The 24,260-nt window shown below is 31.0% G+C and carries 19 protein-coding genes; 12 read left to right on the forward strand and 7 right to left on the reverse strand.

Annotated features, from left to right (window positions below):
* Positions 1-27: 27 nt before the first annotated feature.
* Positions 28-990 (forward strand): hypothetical protein, encoded by a 963-nt coding sequence (locus BTO18_RS00365; RefSeq protein WP_105014310.1) that lies wholly within the window; start codon positions 28-30, stop codon positions 988-990.
* A gap of 152 nt (positions 991-1,142) precedes the next feature.
* The gene (gene rimO, locus BTO18_RS00370; RefSeq protein ID WP_105014311.1) at positions 1,143-2,456 is read left to right on the forward strand and encodes a 30S ribosomal protein S12 methylthiotransferase RimO; all 1,314 of its coding nucleotides are present in this window, start codon (positions 1,143-1,145) and stop codon (positions 2,454-2,456) included.
* A gap of 59 nt (positions 2,457-2,515) precedes the next feature.
* On the opposite strand, the gene BTO18_RS00375 is transcribed toward rimO, so the two are convergent.
* The 6 genes from BTO18_RS00375 to BTO18_RS00400 form a co-directional block, all read right to left on the reverse strand.
* Complete coding sequence (locus tag BTO18_RS00375) at positions 2,516-3,979, reverse strand: glutamate synthase subunit beta (RefSeq protein ID WP_105014312.1); 1,464 nt, start codon at positions 3,977-3,979, stop codon at positions 2,516-2,518.
* 10 nt (positions 3,980-3,989) lie between these two features.
* Positions 3,990-8,501, reverse strand: coding sequence for a glutamate synthase large subunit (gene gltB, locus BTO18_RS00380; RefSeq protein WP_105014313.1), 4,512 nt, complete (start codon positions 8,499-8,501; stop codon positions 3,990-3,992).
* Positions 8,502-8,717: 216 nt separating this feature from the next.
* Entirely contained in the window at positions 8,718-9,956 is a 1,239-nt protein-coding gene (locus BTO18_RS00385; protein ID WP_105014314.1) for an ammonium transporter, read from the reverse strand.
* 19 nt (positions 9,957-9,975) lie between these two features.
* Positions 9,976-10,314, reverse strand: coding sequence for a P-II family nitrogen regulator (locus BTO18_RS00390; RefSeq protein ID WP_105014315.1), 339 nt, complete (start codon positions 10,312-10,314; stop codon positions 9,976-9,978).
* A 204-nt stretch (positions 10,315-10,518) separates the two neighbouring features.
* Positions 10,519-11,811 (reverse strand): ammonium transporter, encoded by a 1,293-nt coding sequence (locus BTO18_RS00395; RefSeq protein WP_105014316.1) that lies wholly within the window; start codon positions 11,809-11,811, stop codon positions 10,519-10,521.
* Between the two features lie 43 nt (positions 11,812-11,854).
* A complete protein-coding gene (locus BTO18_RS00400; RefSeq protein WP_105014317.1) occupies positions 11,855-12,841 on the reverse strand; it encodes an outer membrane beta-barrel protein in 987 nt (328 codons plus the stop codon).
* 267 nt (positions 12,842-13,108) lie between these two features.
* On the opposite strand from BTO18_RS00400, the gene BTO18_RS00405 reads away from it, so the two are divergent.
* Positions 13,109-13,891, forward strand: a complete 783-nt coding sequence (locus BTO18_RS00405; RefSeq protein ID WP_105014318.1) for a tRNA pseudouridine synthase A — start codon at positions 13,109-13,111, stop codon at positions 13,889-13,891.
* Positions 13,892-13,952: 61 nt separating this feature from the next.
* Here the strand turns inward: BTO18_RS00405 and BTO18_RS00410 are convergent, their stop codons facing one another.
* Positions 13,953-15,095 (reverse strand): acyl-CoA dehydrogenase, encoded by a 1,143-nt coding sequence (locus tag BTO18_RS00410; protein ID WP_105014319.1) that lies wholly within the window; start codon positions 15,093-15,095, stop codon positions 13,953-13,955.
* A gap of 91 nt (positions 15,096-15,186) precedes the next feature.
* On the opposite strand from BTO18_RS00410, the gene BTO18_RS00415 reads away from it, so the two are divergent.
* From BTO18_RS00415 to BTO18_RS00455, 9 genes are all read left to right on the forward strand, one after another.
* Positions 15,187-16,245 carry an anhydro-N-acetylmuramic acid kinase gene (locus BTO18_RS00415; protein WP_105014320.1) on the forward strand — a complete coding sequence of 353 codons (1,059 nt, stop codon included), beginning with the start codon at positions 15,187-15,189 and terminating at the stop codon, positions 16,243-16,245.
* A gap of 177 nt (positions 16,246-16,422) precedes the next feature.
* On the forward strand, positions 16,423-17,649 hold the full coding sequence (locus BTO18_RS00420) for a Glu/Leu/Phe/Val dehydrogenase dimerization domain-containing protein (RefSeq protein ID WP_105014321.1): 1,227 nt from the start codon (positions 16,423-16,425) through the stop codon (positions 17,647-17,649).
* Between the two features lie 16 nt (positions 17,650-17,665).
* The gene (gene nhaD / locus BTO18_RS00425; protein WP_105014322.1) at positions 17,666-19,069 is read left to right on the forward strand and encodes a sodium:proton antiporter NhaD; all 1,404 of its coding nucleotides are present in this window, start codon (positions 17,666-17,668) and stop codon (positions 19,067-19,069) included.
* 170 nt (positions 19,070-19,239) lie between these two features.
* Positions 19,240-19,929: a MotA/TolQ/ExbB proton channel family protein gene (locus BTO18_RS00430; RefSeq protein WP_105014323.1), complete on the forward strand. Its 690-nt coding sequence runs from the start codon at positions 19,240-19,242 to the stop codon at positions 19,927-19,929.
* Between the two features lie 77 nt (positions 19,930-20,006).
* Entirely contained in the window at positions 20,007-20,399 is a 393-nt protein-coding gene (locus tag BTO18_RS00435; protein ID WP_105014324.1) for an ExbD/TolR family protein, read from the forward strand.
* The gene (locus BTO18_RS00440; RefSeq protein WP_105014325.1) at positions 20,400-21,227 is read left to right on the forward strand and encodes an energy transducer TonB; all 828 of its coding nucleotides are present in this window, start codon (positions 20,400-20,402) and stop codon (positions 21,225-21,227) included. It abuts the gene before it with no gap.
* A gap of 61 nt (positions 21,228-21,288) precedes the next feature.
* Positions 21,289-21,720, forward strand: coding sequence for an adenylyltransferase/cytidyltransferase family protein (locus BTO18_RS00445; RefSeq protein WP_105014326.1), 432 nt, complete (start codon positions 21,289-21,291; stop codon positions 21,718-21,720).
* A 1-nt stretch (position 21,721) separates the two neighbouring features.
* Complete coding sequence (locus tag BTO18_RS00450) at positions 21,722-23,044, forward strand: UDP-glucose dehydrogenase family protein (protein WP_105014327.1); 1,323 nt, start codon at positions 21,722-21,724, stop codon at positions 23,042-23,044.
* Positions 23,045-23,050: 6 nt separating this feature from the next.
* Complete coding sequence (locus tag BTO18_RS00455; protein WP_105014328.1) at positions 23,051-24,259, forward strand: bifunctional folylpolyglutamate synthase/dihydrofolate synthase; 1,209 nt, start codon at positions 23,051-23,053, stop codon at positions 24,257-24,259.
* Position 24,260: the final 1 nt, after the last annotated feature.

Genomic DNA, 24,260 nt, shown 5'->3' on the forward strand with positions numbered 1-24,260 from the left:
TAACTGAATTATTAATTAAATTTTAAAATGGATAAATTAAAAATAAGTTTACTTTTTTTATTATTAATTACGATTAGCTGTAATCGTCAAGATTTTGATAAAGTTATTTTAAATATTCCAGACACATCAGATTTATACGTTAATGATGGAGAAAGTAATGCTTTATATTATTTAAAATTAATACCAAAAGGAAAAATAAATGGAGCTATTGTAATTTTACCTTCTGGAGGAGAAACAACCCAAGATTTAATAAAACAAATTTCTTTACCAAAACTTGCATTTGAGAAAGGTATAGCAACAATAATACCTTCTATAAACTGGGGCACAGAAGATAGAAAAGTAGAAATTGAAGTTTTAGATAAAATATTTAAAGAAGTAGTTGAAAAATATAATATTCCAAAAGAAAATTTTGTTCTTGGTGGTCTGTCTAATGGAGGAATGATTTCTTTGATTTACACACAAATGTCAGTTAAAAATAAAGAAAATACGTTCTTAAAACCCAAAGGAGTTTTTGGATTAGATGTTCCTTTAGATAAAGCACATTTGTATGAATATTGCCAGAGAGAAATCAAACGAAATTATTCTGAACTAGGAGTAGGGGAAGCAAAATGGATTATGAATAATTACAATAAGATTTACGGAGGTTCACCAAAAGAGTTTCCAGAAAAATATATAAATGCGTCTATCTATTCTAATGAAGTAGAAAATGGTGGTAACGCAAAATATTTAAAAAATATACCTATTAGAATGTATACAGATTTAGATGTAAATTGGTTGATAAATGAAAGAAGACGAGACCTCTATGATTGGAATGGCACTGATATTGTTGCTATGATAAATGATTTAAAATTGATGGGTAATACTGATGCAAATGTTCTTATTTCAATGGGAAAAGGGTATAAATTAGATGGTACCAGACATCCTCATTCTTGGAGTATTATGAATAACGAAGACTGCTTTAATTGGATAATGAAAGTATTAAAAAAGTAAAGATATTAAATAATGTATTGTCAATAAATATCTATGAATTTCATATTTTTTGTTCAAAATTAATTTACAGATAATAATTTTTTAATACTAGTAAAGTATATCGTCAAAACTTATTTAAAACGTATATTTGCACTTGCTAAAATTGAAGTATTATGCGTACAAAAACCATCAAAAAAAATAAGATTAACGTGGTTACTTTAGGGTGTTCTAAAAACATTTATGATAGTGAAGTGTTGATGGGACAGTTAAAAGCCAATGGTAAGGACGTAGTACATGAAGACCCTGAAGATGATGGAAATATTGTTGTAATTAATACTTGTGGTTTTATAGGTAAAGCGAAAGAGGAGTCTGTTGATACAATTTTACACTACGCAAAAAGAAAAGAAGCAGGAGAAATTGATAAAGTTTTCGTTTCAGGTTGCTTAAGTGAACGTTATAAACCAGATTTAGAAAAGGAAATCCCTAATGTAGATCAATATTTTGGAACACACGATTTACCTAATTTGCTAAAGGTTTTAGAAGCAGATTACAAACATGAGTTGATAGGTGAGCGTTTAACAACTACACCAAAACATTATGCGTATTTAAAAATTGCTGAAGGTTGTGATAGACCTTGTTCTTTTTGTGCAATTCCATTAATGAGGGGGAAACACAGATCAACACCAATTGAAGATATTATAATAGAAGCAGAGAAATTAGCTGCAAATGGTATCAAAGAAATCATGCTAATTGCCCAAGATTTAACCTATTATGGGTTAGATATTTATAAGAAAAGAGCATTAGCAGAATTATTAGAGGCTTTAGCAAAAGTTGAGGGAATTGAATGGATAAGAATGCACTATGCTTTTCCAACTGGTTTTCCTATGGATGTTTTAGAGGTGATGAAAAACGAACCAAAAGTGTGTAATTATTTAGATATTCCTTTGCAGCATATTAATACAGAATTGTTAAAATCTATGAAAAGAGGAACAACGCACGAAAAAACTACGGCTTTAATTCATAAATTTAGAAAGGTTGTGCCTGAAATTGCAATAAGAACCACATTGATTGTAGGGTATCCAGGAGAAACAGAAGAAATGTTTCAAGAATTGAAAGATTGGGTAGAAGAAATGCGTTTTGAACGTTTAGGAGCCTTTGAATATTCTCATGAAGAAAATACTGGTGCGTATGTTTTAGAAGATGATGTACCCCAAGATGTAAAATTTAAAAGAGTCAATGAAATTATGGAAATTCAGTCTCAAATTTCTTGGGAATTGAATCAGCAGAAAATTGGAAAAACATTCAGATGTTTGTTTGATAGAAAAGATGGTGAGTATTTTTATGGAAGAACAGAGTTTGATTCTCCAGATGTTGATAATGATGTTCTAGTTGATGCTAAAAAGCATTATATAAAAATTGGAGAATTTATCAATGTAAAAATCTACGATGCAGGTGATTATGATTTGTATGGGGAGCCAATAAACTAATAAAACTAAAAAAACCACTCATTTGAGTGGTTTTTTTAGTTTTAATTATCAAGAATAATTTACATTGCAACTAAATCTCCAGTAACGTCTTTAGATGGTAATTCAGATTTGCCCATTAAGTAAATATCTACTTGTCTTGCAGCTTCTCTACCTTCAGAAATTGCCCACACAATTAAAGATTGTCCTCTACGCATATCTCCAGCAGTAAATATATTCGGAATATTAGTTTGGTATTTACCATAGGCTGCTTTGTAGTTAGAACGCGCATCAGTTTTAAGCCCTAATTTTTGAGCTAATGTATTTTCTGGTCCAGTAAAACCTAAAGCTAGTAAAGCCAAATCACAAGGCCAAGTTTTTTCTGTACCTGCAATTTCTATTAATTGAGGTCTTTCTCCAGGTATCATTTTCCACTCAACATTTACAGTTTTTAAAGCGATTAGCTTCCCACTTTCATCCTTTATAAATTCTTTTGTGTTGATTAACCAATTACGTTCAACTCCTTCTTTATGAGATGAAGATGTTTTTAATTGTAAAGGCCAAAAAGGCCAAGGAGTAGTTGCTGATCTATGTCCTGGAGGTTTTGGCATAATTTCAAAATTAACCACAGATTTTGCTCCATGTCTATTAGAAGTACCAATACAATCTGAACCTGTATCTCCACCACCAATCACAATTACATTTTTATCAGTAGCCATTACTTGGTCTTTTACTTCTTTTCCAAATAATACTTTGGTTTGTTGTGTTAAGAAGTCCATAGCTTGTACAATACCATCAGCATCAATACCAGGAGTTGGTAAACTACGTCTTTCTGTTGCACCACCACATAAAACTACAGCATCGAAAGTTTTTAAATCTTCAACATCATAATTTACTCCAACATTTATATTGGTTTTAAATACAATACCTTCAGCTTCTAAAATGGCAACACGTCTATCTATAATTCCTTTTTCCATTTTAAAATTCGGAATTCCATAACGTAATAAACCACCCACTTCATCATCTCTTTCAAAAACAGTAACTATATGACCAGCCCTATTTAATTGTTGAGCAGCAGCTAAACCTGCAGGACCTGAACCAACTATAGCAATAGTTTTTCCTGTTCTTGTTTTTGGAGGTTGTGGTTTAATCCATCCTTCTTTAAAAGCACGTTCTACAATATTTTTTTCTATATTTTCTATAGATACTGGATCTTCGATAATACCTAATACGCAGGCTTGCTCACAAGGAGCAGGACATAACCTACCAGTAAATTCAGGAAAATTATTCGTAGAATGTAAAATCCATGAAGCTTTTTGCCATTCTCCTTGATGTACCATATGATTGAAATCTGGAATTAGATTTCCTAATGGACAGCCACTATGACAGAATGGAATTCCACAGTCCATACAACGTGAACCTTGTTTGGTTAACTCTTTCTCTGAAAGTGGTACTGTAAACTCTTTATAATTTTTTACACGATCTTTTACAGAAGTGTATTTTTCATCTTGTCTTTCAAACTCTTTAAATCCTGTTACTTTTCCCATGACATTATGATTATGCTGTTGTTAGTTCTTCTACCATTGGTTCTTCTGTAGCTAAACGCTCTAATGCACGCTTGTATTCAGTTGGCATTACTTTTATAAAGTTGTCTAAACTTGTATCCCAATTTGCTAATAAAGTAGCACCTTTTTTACTATTTGTATATAAAACGTGTTTTTCGATGTTTGCTTTTAAATCAGCTGCATCCTCATCAGAAATATTTTCAAATTCGATGGTTTCAGTGTTACACAATCCGTTTACAAATTTGTTTTCTGGATCATAGACATATGCAATTCCTCCACTCATTCCAGCAGCAAAATTTCTTCCTGTTTTACCTAGAACAATTACTTTACCACCTGTCATATATTCACAGCAATGGTCTCCAACACCTTCTACAACAGCTGTTGCACCAGAATTACGCACTGCAAAGCGCTCGCCTGCAATTCCGTTAATATAGGCTTGTCCGTTTACAGCCCCAAACATACAAACGTTCCCTACAATAATGTTTTCATCAGCAATAAAATCTGCAGTGGCTGGTTTTTTTACGATTAATTTTGCTCCAGATAAACCCTTACCTAAATAATCATTGGTGTTACCTTCAAGCGTAAACGTTAATCCGTAAGCACCAAATGCTCCAAAACTCTGACCAGCAGAACCCGTAAAATTAATATTTAAAGTATCTTCAGGTAAACCTAAATGGCCATAAATTTTAGAAATTTCGTTACTCACAATAGCACCTACAGTTCTGTTTGTATTTTTAATAGGATATACCAAGTTCATTTTTTCTTTACGATATAAAGCTCTGTGTGAGTCTTTTAAAATAGTAAAGTCTAAAACATTATCTAAATTATGATCTTGTTGTTCTGTATTTTTTACGATGCTTTCTCTGTATGCAGTAGGTCTATGTAAAATGCTAGATAAATCTAAACCTTTAGCTTTGTAATGTTTAATTGCTTTATTTGCATTTATTTTATGGGTCTGCCCAACCATTTCAGCTAAAGTTCTGAAACCTAATTGTGCCATAATTTTTCTTAACTCTTCTGCAACATAATAAAAGAAGTTGATTACGTGTTCTGGTGTACCTTTAAAGTTTTTGCGTAATTCTTTGTCTTGAGTAGCAATACCTACAGGACACGTATTTAAATGACATTTACGCATCATAATACAACCAGAAGCTACTAAAGGAGCAGTTGCAAAACCAAATTCTTCTGCACCTAATAAAGCTGCAATTGCAACATCTCTTCCCGTTTTTAACTGTCCATCACACTCTACAACAATTCTACTTCTTAAATTGTTTAAAACTAGCGTTTGTTGTGCTTCAGATAAACCTAATTCCCAAGGTAAACCAGCATGTTTTAATGAGGTTAGAGGAGAAGCTCCTGTTCCACCATCGTAACCAGAAATTAAAACTACATCTGCTTTTGCTTTAGCAACACCAGCAGCAATAGTTCCTACACCAACTTCTGAAACTAATTTTACATTAATCCTAGCTTCACGATTTGCATTTTTTAAATCGAAAATTAATTGTGCTAAATCTTCAATAGAATAAATATCGTGATGTGGAGGAGGAGAAATTAATCCTACAAAAGGAGTTGAATTTCTTGCATCTGCAATCCAAGGTAAAACTTTATAGCCTGGTAATTGACCACCTTCTCCAGGTTTTGCTCCCTGTGCCATTTTAATTTGAATCTCTTTGGCATTGGTTAAATAATGAGAAGTTACCCCAAATCTACCAGAAGCTACTTGCTTAATTGCAGAGTTTCTACTATCTCCATTTATATCTTTTTGGAAACGTTTTCTATCTTCACCACCTTCACCAGAATTAGATTTTCCACCAATTCTATTCATTGCAATTGCTAAATTTTCGTGTGCTTCTCTCGAAATTGATCCATAAGACATTGCACCTGTTTTAAAACGTTTTACAATATCTGTCCAAGGTTCTACTTCTTCCAGTGGAATTGGATCTAAATTATCAAACTGAAATAAACCACGAATAGTCATTAGGTTTTCTGACTGTTCGTTGATAGCATTCGAATACACATTATAACTAGCCTGATCACTTAAACGAACTGCTTGTTGTAATTTAGAGATTGTAGTTGGGTTGAATAAATGGCGTTCTCCATTTCTTCTCCATCTGTAATCACCACCAATATTTAAGCCTAATTTTTTATCAATTTGATTATTAGGATATGCTTGTTTGTATCTTTTATCTATTTCTTTTTCAATTTCATATAGCCCAATACCTTCTATTCTTGAAGCTGTATATGGAAAATATTTTTCAACAAATTGAGAATTGAAACCTACGATTTCAAAAATTTGAGAACCTCTATACGAATGTAAAGTTGAGATTCCAATTTTGTTCATCACTTTTAAAATACCTTTACCAATGGCAAAGTTGAAATTGTCTACTGCTTTTTGCTCGTCCATATCAGTAATGAAGCCTTCTTTTACTTGCATTCTGATAATTTCGTTTACCATGTAAGGATTTACGGCACTTGCTCCATAACCAAATAAAGTAGCAAAATGATGTGGTTCACGAGGTTCTGCAGATTCAATAATAATATCAAAATAAGAACGTTTACGTAACCTATTTAACTGATGGTTTACATAAGAACAAGCCAATAAAGCTGGAATTGGAGCAAACTCTTGATTGACTCCTCTGTCTGAAAGAATAATGATATTTGTTTTTCTTTCAATTGCTTTTTCTACTTGAGTAATGATGATATCTAAAGCATTTTCTAAACCGTTTAATCCTTGTGCTTTTGGATATAAAATCTCTATGGTTTCTGCCTTAAAATTTTCTACATCAATAGTTCTAATTTTTTCTAAATCAGCATTAGATATTACTGGATTTTTAATTCTTAATTTTCTACACTGACGTTCAGTAATACTGAAAATATTTCTGTCTTTTCCTAAATTTAAACTTATGTCAGTTACGATGTTTTCACGAATTCCGTCTAAAGGAGGATTTGTTACTTGTGCAAATAGTTGTTTAAAATAATTAGATATTAATTGAGGTCTGTCTGATAAAACAGCTAAAGGTGTATCTATACCCATTGATCCTAAAGCTTCTTTTTTGTTTTGAGCCATAGGTGTAATTACTTCTTGAATATCTTCAAAAGTGTAATTAAATAAACGTTGGCGTGTCTTAATATCTATAGTTTCTATAGGGCAAGTTTCGTTTGTATAAGGAACATCACTTAAATATAAACGTGTTTTGTCTAACCATTCTTGATATGGTCTTTCTGAAACAATTTTATTTTTAATTTCTTCATCATCAATAATTCTACCTTCATTCATATCAACTAAAAACATTCTTCCTGGTTCAAGTCTACCATGTTTTTCGATGTCAGAAGGTTCGATATCTACTACACCAACTTCTGATGACATGATTAATTTTCCGCTTTTTGTCAACGTGTATCTAGAAGGTCTTAAACCATTTCTATCTAATAAAGCACCAATATAATCTCCATCTGTAAAAGGCACAGAAGCAGGACCATCCCAAGGTTCCATAATACATCCATTGTATTCATAAAACGCTTTTTTTTCTGGAGACATGGTTTTGTGTTTTTCCCATGCTTCTGGAATCATCATCATCATAATTTCTGGTAGAGATCTATTTGTATGAGTTAATAATTCTACAACCATATCCATAGAAGCTGAATCAGATTTACCTGGTAATATAATTGGAAATAACTTGTCTATTTGTGGTCCAAAAACATCACTCCTCATTATTTCTTCTCGCACACGCATTCTACTCACATTACCTCTTAAGGTATTAATTTCTCCATTTTGACACATATGTCTGAATGGTTGTGCAAGCTCCCAAGTTGGCATTGTATTCGTTGAAAAACGTTGATGAACTAAAGCCAAACGTGTTACCAAATCAATTTCCTGAAGATCTAAATAATAAGGACCAATATCTTCTGGCATAATAATACCCTTGTAGATAATAGTGGTTATAGATAAACTTGGCACATAAAAATAATGAGCTTCAGAAATTTTAGAGTTTCTAACTGCGTGTTCAGTTATTTTACGAGCTGCATAAAGTTTTGCTTTAAAAGTAGCTTCATCTATATTTTTAGTTTTACTAACAAAAAGCTGCTCTATATTAGGCTCTGATGCCAAAGCAATTTCACCTAGTTGAGTAGAATCAACAGGTACTTTTCTCCACCCTAAAACAGTAAGACCTTGTGCAACGATTTCATTTTCAAATATTTTTTTACAAAAATCATATTGATTAGAAACTTTAGGAAGAAATACCATTCCAACAGCATACTCTCTTTGTTCTGGAAGTGGAAAATCGCAAACTCGTGTAAAATATTTGTGAGGAATATCAATCAACAAACCAGCACCATCACCAGTTTTTCCATCAGCACTTACACCTCCTCTATGCTCTAGTTTTACTAGTATTTCTAGTGCATCATGTATAATTTGATTTGTCTTTTCACCATTCAAATTACATATAAAACCAGCTCCACAATTTTCGTGTTCAAATTCTGGTAAATATAGTCCTTGTTTCTTCATGTTCATTTAAATTATATTCACAAACATATATATTTTACTGAAAAAAAATTAACGATTTTAGTCTTTTAATATAATTTTTATGATGAAAATAAAAAATCATTGAAAAAAATTTATTTATCATAATTTAATCATTTATAATTATGATATTCATAAAAAGCAGAAAATCACCTTAAAATTTTTAACTTTTAAGGTGATTTTAGTTTTAAATATTAAATTTTAATGTTCATTCAATCTAAAATCTGGATAAGCATCCATACCATGTTCATGAGCATCTAAACCTTCAAGTTCTTCACGTTCACTAACTCTAATGCCCGTTGTTTTCTTTAATGTGAATATGATGATAAATGAAGTTGCTAAACAGAAAACAGCATAAGCACCTACACCAATCAATTGACTCAAAAATTGATCAAAACCCGCAAGATTTCCAAAAATACCAACAGCTAATGTTCCCCAGATTCCACAAACTAAATGTACAGCGATTGCACCAACTGGATCATCTAATTTTAATTTATCTATTAGTGTGACAGCAAAAACAATTATAGCACCAGCAATAGCACCAATTAAGATTGCATCAGTTGGAGACATTTGGTCTGCACCAGCAGTAATACCTACTAAACCTCCTAAAATACCATTTAAAAACATTGTTAAATCTAGGTTTTTAAACATAACAGTCGATACTAATGAAGCAACTACACCACCTGCAGCTGCAGCTAAACAAGTAGTAACTAAAGTTAACGAGGTTAATTCTGGGTCTGCGGATAATACTGAACCACCATTAAAACCAAACCATCCTAACCAAAGAATTAAAACACCTGCAGTAGCTAAAGGAATATTATGACCTGGAATGGCTTGAATTTTTCCATTCTTAAATTTACCAATTCTAGAGCCTAATAAACAAACTGCTACAACAGCAGCCCAACCACCAACAGAATGGACTAATGTTGAACCCGCAAAATCATAAAAAGGTGTATTTAATTGATCTAAAAATCCTCCACCCCATTTCCAAGATCCAGCTATTGGATATACAAAACCAACATAGATTAAAGTGAAAATCATAAAGGGTAAGATTTTCATTCTTTCAGCTACTGCACCAGAAACTATTGTAGCTGCAGTTGCAGCAAACATTCCTTGGAATAAGAAGTCTGTCCAATATGTGTAGCCTTCGTTGTAAGATAAATCTAAAGCACCATCTTTTAAAGGTGCAGAAATTCCAAATATAAAATTACCTAAATAGCCAGCAGCATTTGGCCCCCAAGTTGGATACATTAAATTAAAACCTACTAAAGCGTAAAGTAAAAGACCTACTGTAATGATAAAAATATTTTTAAATAATATGTTTATTGTATTTTTTTGCCTTGTTAATCCAATTTCTAAAAATGCAAATCCTAAATGCATAAAGAATACAAGGGCTGTACAGATCATCATCCATACATTATTAATTGGTAGCTGTTCCATTATAAAATTTTAAAGTTTATTAGTTTAAAGTTTGTCCTCCTTTTTCGCCAGTTCTAATTCTGTAAGCGTCTTTTATTTCGCTTACAAAAATTTTACCATCACCTACATCACCAGTACTAGCTGATTTTATTATTGTATTTATTGTAACCTCTTCAAAATCATCATTAACTACAATAGATAAGTATCTTCTTTGAATATCACTTGTGCTGTAGCTTACCCCTCTGTAGACATGTCCTTCTTTTTCGTTTCCTAGACCAGTTACATCCCAGTAAGAGAAGAAGTTAACACCTACTTGATGCAAAGCTTCTTTTACAGCTCTAAATTTTGATTTTCTAATAATTGCTTCAATTTTTTTCATGATAAAATTTCGTTAGTTTTCTGTTAAAGTGGCACAAAATAGAAAAAAATAAATATGTTATATTTCAAGAGAATTTCATTATTTATTATTTTTAAGAGCTATATTTTTTTTTCTGTAAAAATTGAATCTTAATTTTATTGAATAAAAAAAACACACAGTATAAACTGTGTGTTTTTTAAATATTTGATAAAAATTTAAAATCTACTATTTGTCTTCATCAATTTCTCTAACTCTTACTCCTGGATAAGCAATTGAACCATGTTCAGAAATATCTAAACCTTCGATTTCTACTTCTTCGCTAACACGTAATCCCATAGTTGCTTTTAAGATTCCGAATACGATGAAAGATAAAGCTACAGACCAAGCTGCATATGCTAAAACACCTATAGCTTGTGAACCTAGTTGAGAAGCTCCACCACCATTGAATAATCCAATAGCTTTATCACCATCTACACCCCAAAGTCCGATTACTAAAGTACCCCAAGCACCTGCAACACCATGCACAGAAGCAGCACCAATAGCATCATCGATTTTTAATTTCTTTTCAATAAATTCGATAGAGAATACAACAATGATACCACCAATTAAACCAGCTAAAACAGCACCACCAGCAGTCATATTACCACAACCAGCAGTAATACTTACTAAACCTGCTAAAGCACCATTTAATGTTTGTGCTAAATTAGGTTTACCATACCAAATCCAAGTTGTAATTAATGCACCTAAACCACCTGCAGCAGCAGCTAAATTTGTAATTAAAACTACAGTTGAAGCTCCAGTAGCATCAGCACCACCCCAAGCTAATTGAGATCCACCATTAAAACCAAACCATCCTAACCATAGAATAAATACACCTAAAGTTGCTAATATTTGGTTATGACCAGGGATAGGTAATACTTTTCCATTAACAAATTTCCCAATTCTTGGACCTACCATAAATGCAGCTACTAATGCAGCCCATCCACCTACAGAGTGTACAATTGAAGAACCAGCAAAATCAATAAAACCTAATTCGGTTAACCAACCAGAACCTTGCCATTGCCATCCACCAGAGATTGGATAAATGATTGCAGTCATGACAATTGAGAAAATAATATAAGTAGTATATTTAGTTCTACCTGCTATAGCACCAGATACAATTGTTGCAGCTGTTGCAGCAAACATAGTTTGGAAGAATAAGTCAGCTCCTTCTCCTTGGAATAATCCACTCCAAAAGAACCATCCGTTAGAAGTATCACCATACATTAACGAATATCCAACTAACCAGAAACTTAAAGATCCAACACAAATATCTAGTAAATTTTTCATAGCGATATTTACTGCATTTTTAGATCTTGTCATACCAGATTCAACTAAAGTGAATCCTGCTTGCATAAAGAATACTAAAATACCAGATAATAGCATCCAAAGCATTCCCATATCTCCATTTACTTGCTCTAAAACTTTAGAAGCTTCAGAAACAGGAGCGTCTTGAAATAATGTTAATAATAAACTCATAATTGTGTAAATTTTAGTTAGTAATTAATAGTTTTTCTTTATCCTAGAAAGAATAAACAGCTGCTAAAGCGAAAGAACTTAACGATTTATCTCCTACAAATGCAGCTTCAGATGCAGAATCTAATCTTAATTCTGGTATAATTGTTAATGCTCCAATCGTGTAGTTTCCTGTTAAAGTGGTAGCGAATACACTTGAATCAGCCACACCTGTACCAATTGCACCAAATGCACCATCTTCAACAAAATACTCGCCTCTTAAACCAATTTTAAATGAGTCTGAAGTTGCAATTTGTGGATATAATGCAGCACCATAAAATCCAGCAGCACCATCATTACCACTATTGTAAGCAGCATTTATTCCTAAAAAGAAAGAATCAGAAAGGTCAAAACCACCTGTATAATCTATTTCAAAGAAGTCTGGGTCTACTAATACGTTTAGAAATTGACCTGAAATTCCTAATTGAGCACCTAATGCATAACTACCATTTGGGTTAAATTCTGTTCGGTCAGTTGGGTTCATTACCGCTAACATTAAAGAAGAATTTTCACCTAAAGTAAAATCAGCTTTAATACCTGTATGACTAAAAGGGCCATAAGAAAAAAGGTAAGAAGTACTATAGTTGAAGTTTGCAGTTGGAGAAATTACTTCATAACCTAAAAATGTGTTAAAATTACCAATAGTAAGCTTAACTTTTTCGCTAACATTCCAGTAAGCATATAATTGATTAACAATAGATGAAGAATTTCCAACAGAGTTAAATACAGCATCAGCACCTCTTGGACCATATACCATATCTGCTACAAAACCTACTTTTTCTCCTTCATAACCAGCAATCACATTAATCATACCTAAAGCAAAACCAGGTTGGTTTGCAAATGAACTGCCAGGAGCAGTATCAAAATTTCCACCGCTAATATTTCCTCTAAAGTAAGTATCAATGCTACCACTTAATGTAAATTTTTTTTCTTCTTCTTGAGCATTTACTAACAAGCTACTTGCTAATAAAAAAGTAAAAATAATTTTCTTCATAATAATGTTCTTTTAGTTTTTATTTTATTATTTGAACGCGGTAAATGTATATATTAAATTCAAAATAACAAGGGATTCGTTTTTCGAAAACGTTGTAATTTAGATTTATACCCTCAAAAAAATGGGGGTTAAATTAAGATAAGTTTATTTTTGTATTAGATGAAGCTAAAAAATATTGGGTTCGTAAAAAATTGATATATAATTTTGAGATATTCATAAAAATGATGGTTTTGTAAAAAAAAATGTAAAAATTGTATTTTAGCACCTATGAAATATTCATTTTCTTACGTGATTTGTTTACAATTTCTCGGTTTTCGGTTTTCTGGATGGCAAAAACAAATAAATGCTAAAACATTGCATGATATAGTTGATAAATCCTTGTCTTTTGTATTAAAAAAAGAAAGCTATAAGACTATAGGTTCTAGTAGAACCGACGCAAAAGTTTCAGCAAACTGTTACTTTTTTCAATTATTTCTATTTGAAGAAATTGAACAAAAAGATTTTTTATTCAACCTTAATTCTAATTTTCCTGCCGATTTTAGAGCGATTTCTATTCAGAAGGTTAAGACCAGCTTTAATGTAATTAATGCCTCAAAGATTAAAGAGTATCACTATTATTTTTCTTATGGTAAAAAAAATCATCCATTTGCAGCTCCTTTTATGGTAAATATTGATTTTGATTTGAATTTAGAATTGATGCAAAATGCAGCAAAGTTATTTGAAGGAGAACATTATTTTCATAAATACTGTACAAAACCATCAGAGCATACTATTCTTAAAAGAAGAATAGATTTTTGCGAAATTGTTAAGAATGATATTTTAACTGCAAGTTTTTTTCCAAAGCAATCTTATATATTAAAGGTGAGAGGGAAAGGGTTTTTACGTTATCAAATTCGTTTGATGATGGCAACTCTTTTTGAAGTGGGAAAAGGAAATTTTGATTTAGATTTTATAGAAAATTCTTTAAAAGAAAATAATGATAGAAAATATATGCGAAATATTGCACAAGCTTCGGGTTTACAATTGTATAATATAGAGATTGATTTTTGAAGAAATTAAAAATCCATCTAGAAAAGATGGATTTTATAAATTTATATGCTCGGATGTAAATTTATCCTTTGATAACTCCTCTAGAAATTACAATTTTCTGAATTTCTGAAGTGCCTTCATAAATCTGCGTAATTTTTGCATCACGCATTAAACGCTCTACATGATATTCTTTTACAAAACCATTTCCTCCATGAATTTGCACAGCCTCAACAGTTTGTTCCATAGCAACTTTACTTGCGTATAATTTTGCCATTGCTGATGACATATCGTAATTATTGCCTTGGTCTTTGTCCCAAGCAGCTTTCATTACCAACATTCTTGCAGCTTCAATTTCTGTATACATATCTGCCAATTTGAAGGCAATAGCTTGATGATTACAGATTTCTGTACCAAAAGCTTTACGCTCTTTAGAGTATTTTAAAGCCAATTCGTAAGCTCCAGAAGCAATTCCTAAAGCCTGTGCAGCAATACCAATTCTACCACCAGAAAGGGTTTTCATGGCAAATTTAAATCCAAAACCATCTTCTCCAATTCTGTTTTCTTTTGGCACTTTTACATCATTGAACTGCAAAGTATGGGTGTCAGAACCTCTGATTCCTAGTTTGTCTTCTTTTGGACCAACATGAAAACCTTCCATTCCTTTTTCTACGATAAAAGCGTTGATTCCTCTGTGTCCTTTTTCCCTGTCTGTTTGTGCGATTACTAGATAAACATCTGAACGTCCACCACTTGTAATCCAGTTTTTAGTTCCATTGATTATATAATGATCTCCTTTATCAATGGCAGTCGTAGCTTGTGATGTAGCATCAGAACCAGCTTCTGGTTCACTCAAACAAAATGCTCCAACAAATTCTCCAGTTGCTAATTTGGTTAAGTATTTTTGTTTTTGCACTTCTGTTCCATAAGATTCTAAACCATAACAAACTAAAGAATTATTTACAGAAACAATTACAGAAGCAGAGGCATCAATTTTAGATAGTTCTTCCATAATTAATACATAAGAAGTAGCATCCATTCCACTTCCTCCATATTTTGGATCTACCATAATTCCCATAAAACCTAAATCTCCCATTTTTTTTACTAATTCTTGAGGAAATTCTTGTTTGTTGTCTCTTTCAATTACACCAGGTAATAATTCTGTTTGTGCAAAATCTCTTGCAGCATCACGAATCATTAAATGTTCTTCTGTTAAGCTAAAATCCATTCTGAAACTATTTGTTAAATTCTTAATTTTGGAGTGCAAAGATATCGATTTCGTAACATATTTTCAATAGACTTTTGCTATTTTTACATATATGATTAAAAAAGAGGTTTTTTCAGTTGGAGTGATGTCTGGAACATCTTTAGATGGAGTTGATTTGGTTTATGTAAAGTTTGATGAAAAAAACTACCAAAAGTTTCATGTTATTGATGCTATAACCATTAATTATTCTAAAAGATGGAAGCAAACTTTACAAACTGCAATTCATTTTTCAAAAGACAAATTAGAAGAGTTGGACACTGAATATGGTAGATTTTTAGGAAAAATTATCAATCAATTTATAATTGATTATAAAGTTACTCAAATTGATTTTATTGCTTCTCATGGACACACAATTTTGCATCAACCAGAAGATGGAATTACACTACAAATTGGTTCTGGAGAAGAAATTGCGAAAATTACAAATCAAAAAGTGGTGTATGATTTTAGAACGCAAGATGTAAAATTAGGTGGACAAGGAGCACCTCTGGTCCCAATTGGAGATGAACTACTTTTTTCTAACTATGATTTTTGTTTAAATTTAGGCGGATTTTCTAACATTTCATTCAAAAAAAATAATCAAAGAATAGCTTTTGATATTTGTCCTGCAAATATTGTATTGAATTATTATACAAATAAAATAGGTTTAGAATATGATAAATCTGGTAAAATTGCATCCGAAGGAAAAATAAATGACGAACTTTTAGAGGGTTTGAATGCTTTGGAGTTTTACAAAAAAGAACCTCCAAAATCTCTGGGTTTAGAGTGGGTTCAACAAGATATTTTTCCTTTGATTGATAAACTAGAAACCAATATTCCATCAATTTTAAGAACTTTTGCAGAGCATATTGCTATTCAGATTGGTAAAGTTATTTATAAAAATGATAATGTTCTAATAACTGGAGGTGGAGCTTTTAATGATTTTTTAATACAAAGAATTCAGTTTTATGCAAAAATCACAATTGAGTTGCCTAGTAAAAAACTTATCAATTTTAAAGAAGCATTTATTTTTTCTTTTTTAGGACTGCTAAAAATAAATAATGAAATTAACTGTTTAAAATCAGTCACAGGTGCTAGTAAAAGCCATTCTTCAGGAGTTGTGGTGAATCCGTAGTTTTTAAAGTGAAAAATTTTAACAATCGTAAATTTTACATTAAGTTTGTAAAGATCAAATAATAGTATTAATTCTTAAAATTTGTTTGTAATATGAATCAACTTTAACTTTTTTAGTCTGTTTTATAAGAAAATTGCTAAAAATATTAAGTAAACGTTGTAAATGATTAAAATAAACATGAAAGAATTATTAAAAAAATATGAAAATAAACAACCAGAGATTGTTTTTAATTGGAAAGATTCTGAAACAGAAGCAGAAGGTTGGACAGTAATAAATTCCTTAAGAGGAGGTGCAGCAGGTGGTGGTACAAGAATGCGTAAAGGGTTAGATATGAATGAAGTACTTTCTTTGGCTAAAACAATGGAAGTAAAATTTACGGTTTCAGGTCCAGCAATTGGTGGGGCAAAATCAGGAATCAATTTTGATCCACATGATATAAGAAAAAAAGGAGTTTTAGAACGTTGGTACAAAGCAGTTGCTCCATTATTAAAAAGCTATTATGGTACAGGTGGAGATTTAAATATTGATGAAATTCATGAAGTAATCCCGATTACAGAAGAAAGTGGTGTTTGGCATCCTCAAGAAGGAGTTTTTAACGGACATTTTAAACCAACTGAAGCAGATAAAATTAATAGAATAGGTCAGTTAAGGCATGGTGTTATTAAAGTAATTGAAGATGATAGATTGTCTCCAGACATATTCAACAAATATACAGTTGCTGATATGATTACAGGTTTTGGTGTTGCAGAAGCTGTTCGTCATTATTATAATATTTATGGTGGTTCAGTAGTTGGTAAAAAAGCAGTAGTACAAGGTTTTGGAAATGTAGGCTCTGCAGCAGCTTATTATTTAGCAGAAATGGGAGCTAAAGTTGTAGGTATCATAGATAGAGATGGAGGGGTTATTAACGAGAACGGATTTACTTTTGAAGAAATAAAAAACTTATTTTTGAATAAAGATGGTAACACGTTGGTTGCAGAAAATATGATTCCTTTTAATGAAATTAATCAGAAAATATGGAATTTAGAGTGTGAAATTTTTGCACCATGTGCAGCATCAAGATTGATTCAGCAAGATCAAATCAATCAAATGATAGCCTCTGGTTTAGAAGTAATTTCATCTGGAGCTAATGTTCCTTTTGCTGATAAAGAAATTTTCTTTGGACCAATCATGGAAGATACTGATAAAAAAGTGAGTTTAATTCCAGATTTTATCTCTAACTGTGGTATGGCTAGAGTTTTTGCATACTTTATGGAAAGAAGAGTAGAGATGACAGATAAAGCAATTTTTGATGATACATCAAAAACAATAAAAAAAGCTTTAGAAAAAACTTTTGAAAAAAGCCCTTATAAAAAAAGAATAAGCGAAACAGCGTTTGAAATAGCGTTAGAACAATTGATATAAAAATTAAATTTTACACATGGAATCAATAATTATTGTAGTATTTGTATTGGGTTATTTAGCCATTACATTAGAGCATAACATAAAAATGGATAAATTAATTCCAGCACTTGTAATGATGGCAGTTTGTTGGGCTATTGTTGCTTTAGGTGTTGATAGTTTTTCTAATTGGTTTGATTCTAGTAAGCATGGTTTGGTAGAAGGTTTTTCTTCAATGGCACATGATGATAAATTGCATCTAGTAGAAGAAACCTTGTTGCATCATTTAGGAAAAACTGCTGAAATATTAGTATTTCTTTTAGGAGCAATGACTATTGTTGAAATTATCGATTATTTTGATGGCTTTTCAACAATCAAAAACTATGTTAACTTTAAAAGTAAGAAAAAATTACTTTGGATGTTTTCAATCCTAGCCTTCATATTATCAGCAATTATAGATAATTTGACTGCAACAATTGTACTAATATCAATCTTACAAAAAATAGTCAAAACCAGAGAAGATAGAATTTGGTTTGCAGGTTTAATTATTATAGCAGCAAATGCTGGTGGTGCATTCTCACCAATAGGAGATGTAACTACTACAATGCTTTGGATTGGTGATAAAGTAAGTACAGGTATGTTATTTGTATATCTATTTATACCTTCATTATTATGTATGATTGTTCCATCTACAATTGCATCATTTTTACCAGCTTTTCAAGGTGATATAGATTTTGATGAAAATGAAGTAGAAAAACCTAAAAGTAAATTTAGTGGAAGAATGCTTTTAATTGGTTTAGGAGCAATCGTTTTTGTACCTGTATTTAAAACAGTAACTCATTTACCACCTTATGTAGGGATGATGTTATCACTAGGAATTGTAGCAACGTGTGCAGAAATTTATAGCAGAAGAAAGTTTTCTATATCAAGTGTAGAAGGTAGTCAAGCACAAGAACATAATGAGCATGCTATGCACAGCCCTGTGCATTCCTCATTATCAAAAATAGAAATGCCGAGTATTTTATTTTTCTTAGGTATTTTAATGGCAGTAGCAGCACTAGAATCTTTAGGTATTCTATTTAACTTTGCAGATAGCTTAAAAGAAAGTATTCCATTAATAAATACAGAATTACCTGGAACTCAAGTTTCTGATTTAGTAGTGATATTATTGGGAATTGGCTCTGCAATTATTGATAATGTTCCATTAGTTGCAGCCAGTTTAGGAATGTTTTCTGAACCTTTAGATAATCCTTTGTGGCATTTTATTGCGTTTTCTGCAGGAACAGGTGGAAGTATGTTGATAATTGGTTCTGCTGCTGGTGTAGTTGCAATGGGTATGGAAAAAATAGATTTTTTCTGGTATTTAAAGAAAATATCTTGGCTAGCTTTTGTTGGTTTTTTAGTAGGTTCAGCATCTTTTATTGTAATAAGAATGTTTGTGTAGAGTAAGTATAAAAAATACTATGCCATTTTGATTTTATGCAAAATGGCATTTTTTTTGTGAAGTAATAAAACAATAAAACAATAAAACAATAAAACAATAAAACAATAAAACGATGAAACAATTTTAAAATAATTGAGTCGTTACTATAAAGAACATAAATAAGATTTTGAATGATTTCATTTTTCCAAGAAAATAAAGAAATTTTAGAGGATAACTTATCTGAAGAAAAAACGCTGTCCATCTACAAATTGATTATAGATGGTGGTTTAGGAGGGCAAATTATAATTGCAATTCTATTTTTGCTTTTAGCAGTCGCTTTGTATATTTATTTTGAGCGTTTTTTTGCAATAAAATCAGCATCAAAAGTTGATAAAAATTTTATGAATCAAATAAAAGACTATGTTTCTAATGGAAAACTAGAATCTGCTGATGCACTTTGTAAAAGTAAAAATACACCAACAGCAAGGTTAATAGGTAAAGGTATTTCTAGAATAGGAAAACCTTTAGAAGATATTAATACAGCAATAGAAACTGCTGGTAAATTAGAAGTGTATCAGCTTGAAAAGAACGTATCTGTTTTAGCAACAATTGCTGGTGCAGCACCAATGATAGGCTTTTTAGGAACTGTAATTGGAATGATTGTAGCAATTCATGAAATTGCAAATGCAGGTGGGCAAATCGATATTAAAATGCTTTCTGATGGATTATATACAGCAATGACAACAACAGTTGCTGGTCTAATTGTAGGTATAATTGCATACATCACTTATAATCATTTGGTAGTTAGAACCAATAAAGTGGTGTATCAGATGGAGGCAAAATCGGTTGAGTTTTTAGATTTATTGAACGAGCCAATATAAGGGTATTGAAAGATTAAAAAATTAAAGTATTTAAAGATTTTTTAATTATTCAATTTTTTAATTTTTAAATAATAAAAATGAATTTAAGAGGAAGAAATAAAGTAGATCCATCATTCAATATGTCATCAATGACAGATATTGTGTTTTTACTGTTGATATTTTTTATGCTTACCTCAACTTTAGTTACTGTTAGTGCTATTGATGTGTTATTGCCAAAGGCAGGAGGTAAAACAGAAAATAACAAATCTGTTGCAGTAACTATTACTAGTAAATCTCAATTTTATATTGATAAAACTCGTATTAATTCATCAAGATTAGAAAGTGAATTATTGAAAAGCGTAGGTACAGATAAAAAGAAAACGATTGTGATTAGAGGAGACAAAGATGTGCCTTATAAAAATGTGATGAAGGTAATAGATATAGCTAATAAAAATAAATTAAAAATGATTTTAGCTGTAAAAGGGAAGTAAATGAGGTTTTTAGAAACAAAGCATAAAAGAAAGTCAGCAACAATAACAACAATAATTTTGTTGTTATTGTTGTTTGTAGTCTTCAATTTTGGAATGACTTATTTAGATCCACCAGAAGAATATGGTTTGGCTATTAATTTCGGAGATTCTAATGTGGGTAAAGGAGACCCCGTAAAAACGACTAAAAAAGTAGCTTCTCCAAAAGTAGTTGAGAAGAAAGAGGTAGTAGAAGAGGTTAAAGAAACTCCAAAAGAAATTATTAAAGAAGAAATTATTACAGATGATACTACTAAAGATGTACCTGTAGTAGAGAAAGTAAAAGAAGTAAAAAAAGAGCCTGTTAAAGAGGTTGAGAAAAAAGAAATTCCCAAAGAAAAACCAAAGCCAAAACCATCAAAAGAAACAACAGATGCATTAAACAGTTTGTTAAATGGTAATGCAGATAAAGGTGAGCCAAAAGGTGAGGGAGATGATAATAAAAATGGGGTAAAAGGAAATAAAAAAGGAGACCCTGATTCTAATAAATATTATGGAAATACGGGTAGTGGTTCTGGAGGAAATTATAATTTAGCAGGTAGAAAAGCTTTATCAAAACCAAAAGAACAACCAGATTGTCAAGAAGAAGGTATCGTAGTTGTAAGAATTGAGGTTGATAAAAATGGTAAAGTTATTAAGGCAATTCCAGGAGTAAAGGGTTCAACAAATACAGCTACCTGTTTATTAAAACCTGCAAAAGCAGCTGCGTTAAGAACACAATGGAATGCTGATGAAAAAGCTCCATCAAAACAAATAGGTACTATTATCTATAAGTTTTCTTTGACAGAATAGATATTATTAGAATTAAAAACTATTTTTTCCATTAAACAATTAAATTTGTAAAAAATATTTTATGAAAGTTGGTATAACATTTAGTTCTTTTGATTTGTTACATGCTGGTCATATAACAATGTTAGAAGATGCAAAAAGACAGTGCGATTATTTGATATGTGGCTTGCAAACTGATCCTACATTAGATAGGCCAGGTAAAAATAAACCAGTACAATCTGTGGTTGAAAGATATATTCAGCTAAAAGGCTGTAAATTTGTTGATGAGATTATACCTTATGCAACTGAACAAGATTTAGAGGATGTATTACGTTCTTTTAAAATTGATGTTAGAATAATTGGAGAAGAATATGCTAGTAAGCAATTTACAGGAAGAAAATATTGTGAAGAAAAAGGTATTGACTTATATTTTAATAAAAGAGAACATCGCTTTTCTAGTAGTGGCTTAAGAAGAGAAGTCCAAGAAAAAGAAAATTTGAAAACTAAAGATAAGTAATTTGAAAATTACAGTTATAGGTTGTGGCTATGTTGGTCTAACTTCTGGAGCTTGCTTTTCTGAAATGGGAAATCAAGTAACATGTATCGATTTAGATTCTACTAAAATTAAGAATTTAAATAAAGGTATTATCCCAATCTTTGAGCCTGGGTTAACTAACCTGATTATAAAAAATAGTAATAAAACATTATTTTTTCATGATAACTTATCCTATTCTCTATTAAATTCTGAAATTGTTTTTATTGCAGTTGGAACTCCAATGAAAGAAAATGGAGATGTTGAGTTAAAATATTTTTTAGAAGCAACTAAGCAAATTGGTAAAATTATAAAGAACGATATAATTATAGTAAATAAATCAACTGTTCCAGTTGGCACTGCTGACAAAGTAAAAAAAATAATTAAAGAGGAACTCGATAAAAGAAGTGAGAATCTATCCTTTAGTGTTGTTTCTAATCCTGAATTCTTAAAAGAAGGTACAGCAATTACAGATTTTATGAAGCCAGATCGCATTGTAATTGGAGCAGAATCTGAAGAAACTTTCAATAAAATGGAGCAACTATATTCTCCTTTTTTTAGAACTCATGATCGTTTTATAAGAATGGATATTCGCTCATCTGAAATGACTAAATATGCTGCTAATGCAATGTTGGCTACAAAAATTTCTTTCATAAATGAGATAGCTGTCATATGCGAAAAAGTAGGTGCTGATGTAAATAAAGTAAGGATTGGTATAGGTTCAGATAGTAGAATTGGCTATAATTTTATTTATCCTGGTGCTGGTTATGGTGGTTCATGTTTTCCAAAAGATGTAAAAGCTTTACATAAAATTGCTAAAAATTTTGGATATGAAACAAAGTTAATATCTTCAGTAGAAAAGGTAAATGATGCTCAAAAGTTAATTATTGCAAATAAAGTTATAGATAAATTTGGTGAAGATTTATCAAGCAAAAATTTTGCAATTTGGGGGTTGTCATTTAAGCCAGGTACAGATGATGTTAGAGAAGCTCCATCAATTTATGTAATAAAAGAATTGTTAGAAAAAGGAGCCTCTGTAAAAGTTTATGATCCAAAAGCTATTGATAAAGCTAAAGAGTTATACTTGTCAGAATTAAACAATATTGAATACTTCGATTCTAAATATCAAGTTTTAGATAATGCTGATGCATTAATATTGATGACAGAATGGAAAGAATTTCGATCTCCAGATTTCGAAGAGATTAAGCTAAAGTTAAAATCACCCATTATTTTTGATGGTAGAAATCAATATAATTTCTTTAACCTTAAAGAAAAAGGATTTGAATACTATCAAATAGGAAAAATTTAATTTTATATGAATTACAAACAAACATTAGATTGGATGTTTGCACAATTGCCAATGTATCAAAGGCAAGGAAAAACTGCTTTTAAAAAGGATTTAACCAATATTTTAGCATTTTCAGAAGTTCTAAATCATCCTGAAAAAAAGTTCAAATCAATTCATGTTGGTGGCACAAATGGCAAAGGTTCTACAAGTCATATGTTAGCGTCAATTTTACAAGAAGCTGGTTATAAAGTAGGACTCTACACTTCTCCTCATTTAAAAAACTTTACAGAAAGAATTCGTATTGATGGTAAGGAAATTCCAAAACAAAAAGTATCTTCATTCATAACAAAATACAAATCATTTTTAGAAGCCCAGAAGTTATCTTTTTTTGAAATGACAGTAGGTCTGGCTTTCAATTATTTTGCTAAAGAAAAGGTAGATATTGCAATTATAGAAGTGGGTTTAGGAGGTAGATTAGACTCTACAAATATTATAACTCCAGAGCTTTCAGTAATTACCAATATAGGCTTAGATCATACACAATTTTTAGGAGAAACTTTACCAGAAATAGCTTTAGAAAAAGCAGGGATTATAAAAAATAATATACCTATAATAATTGGAGAAAGACAAGTTGAGGTTGAGGACCTTTTTCTAGAAAAAGCAAAAGATTGTAATGCATTAATAACATTTGCTTCAGATTTTAAAAGAGACTATAAGACTGATTTATTTGGTAATTATCAACAGAAAAATATGAATACTGCTGTAATAGCTGTAAAACAATTACAGGAATTTAAAGTATCCTCAAAAAATATAAAAGAAGGTTTATTAAACGTAGTAAAAAACACCAATTTAAAAGGCAGGTGGCAAATTTTGGTAGAAAACCCTAAAGTAATTTGTGATACTGCACATAATAAAGAAGGTTTGCAAATTGTTTTGCACCAATTAAAAAAAGAAAAATATACGAATCTGCATATTGTTTTAGGTATTGTTTCTGATAAAAAAATAGATGAAATTTTACAATTATTTTCTGCAAAAGCAATTTACTATTTTTGTCAACCAGATATTCCAAGAGGTTTATCTGCCAAAATTTTACAAAAAGAAGCTAAAAAATTTGGTTTACAAGGAGATGTGTATAGCTCTGTGAAAAAAGCATATAAGAAAGCAACTACAAATGCAAATAAAGGCGATTTAATTTATATTGGAGGTAGTACATTTGTTGTTGCAGAAATTATTTAGA

It is taken from the genome of Polaribacter porphyrae, from assembly GCF_002954685.1.
In the GTDB taxonomy this organism is placed as follows: Bacteria; Bacteroidota; Bacteroidia; order Flavobacteriales; family Flavobacteriaceae; genus Polaribacter; species Polaribacter porphyrae.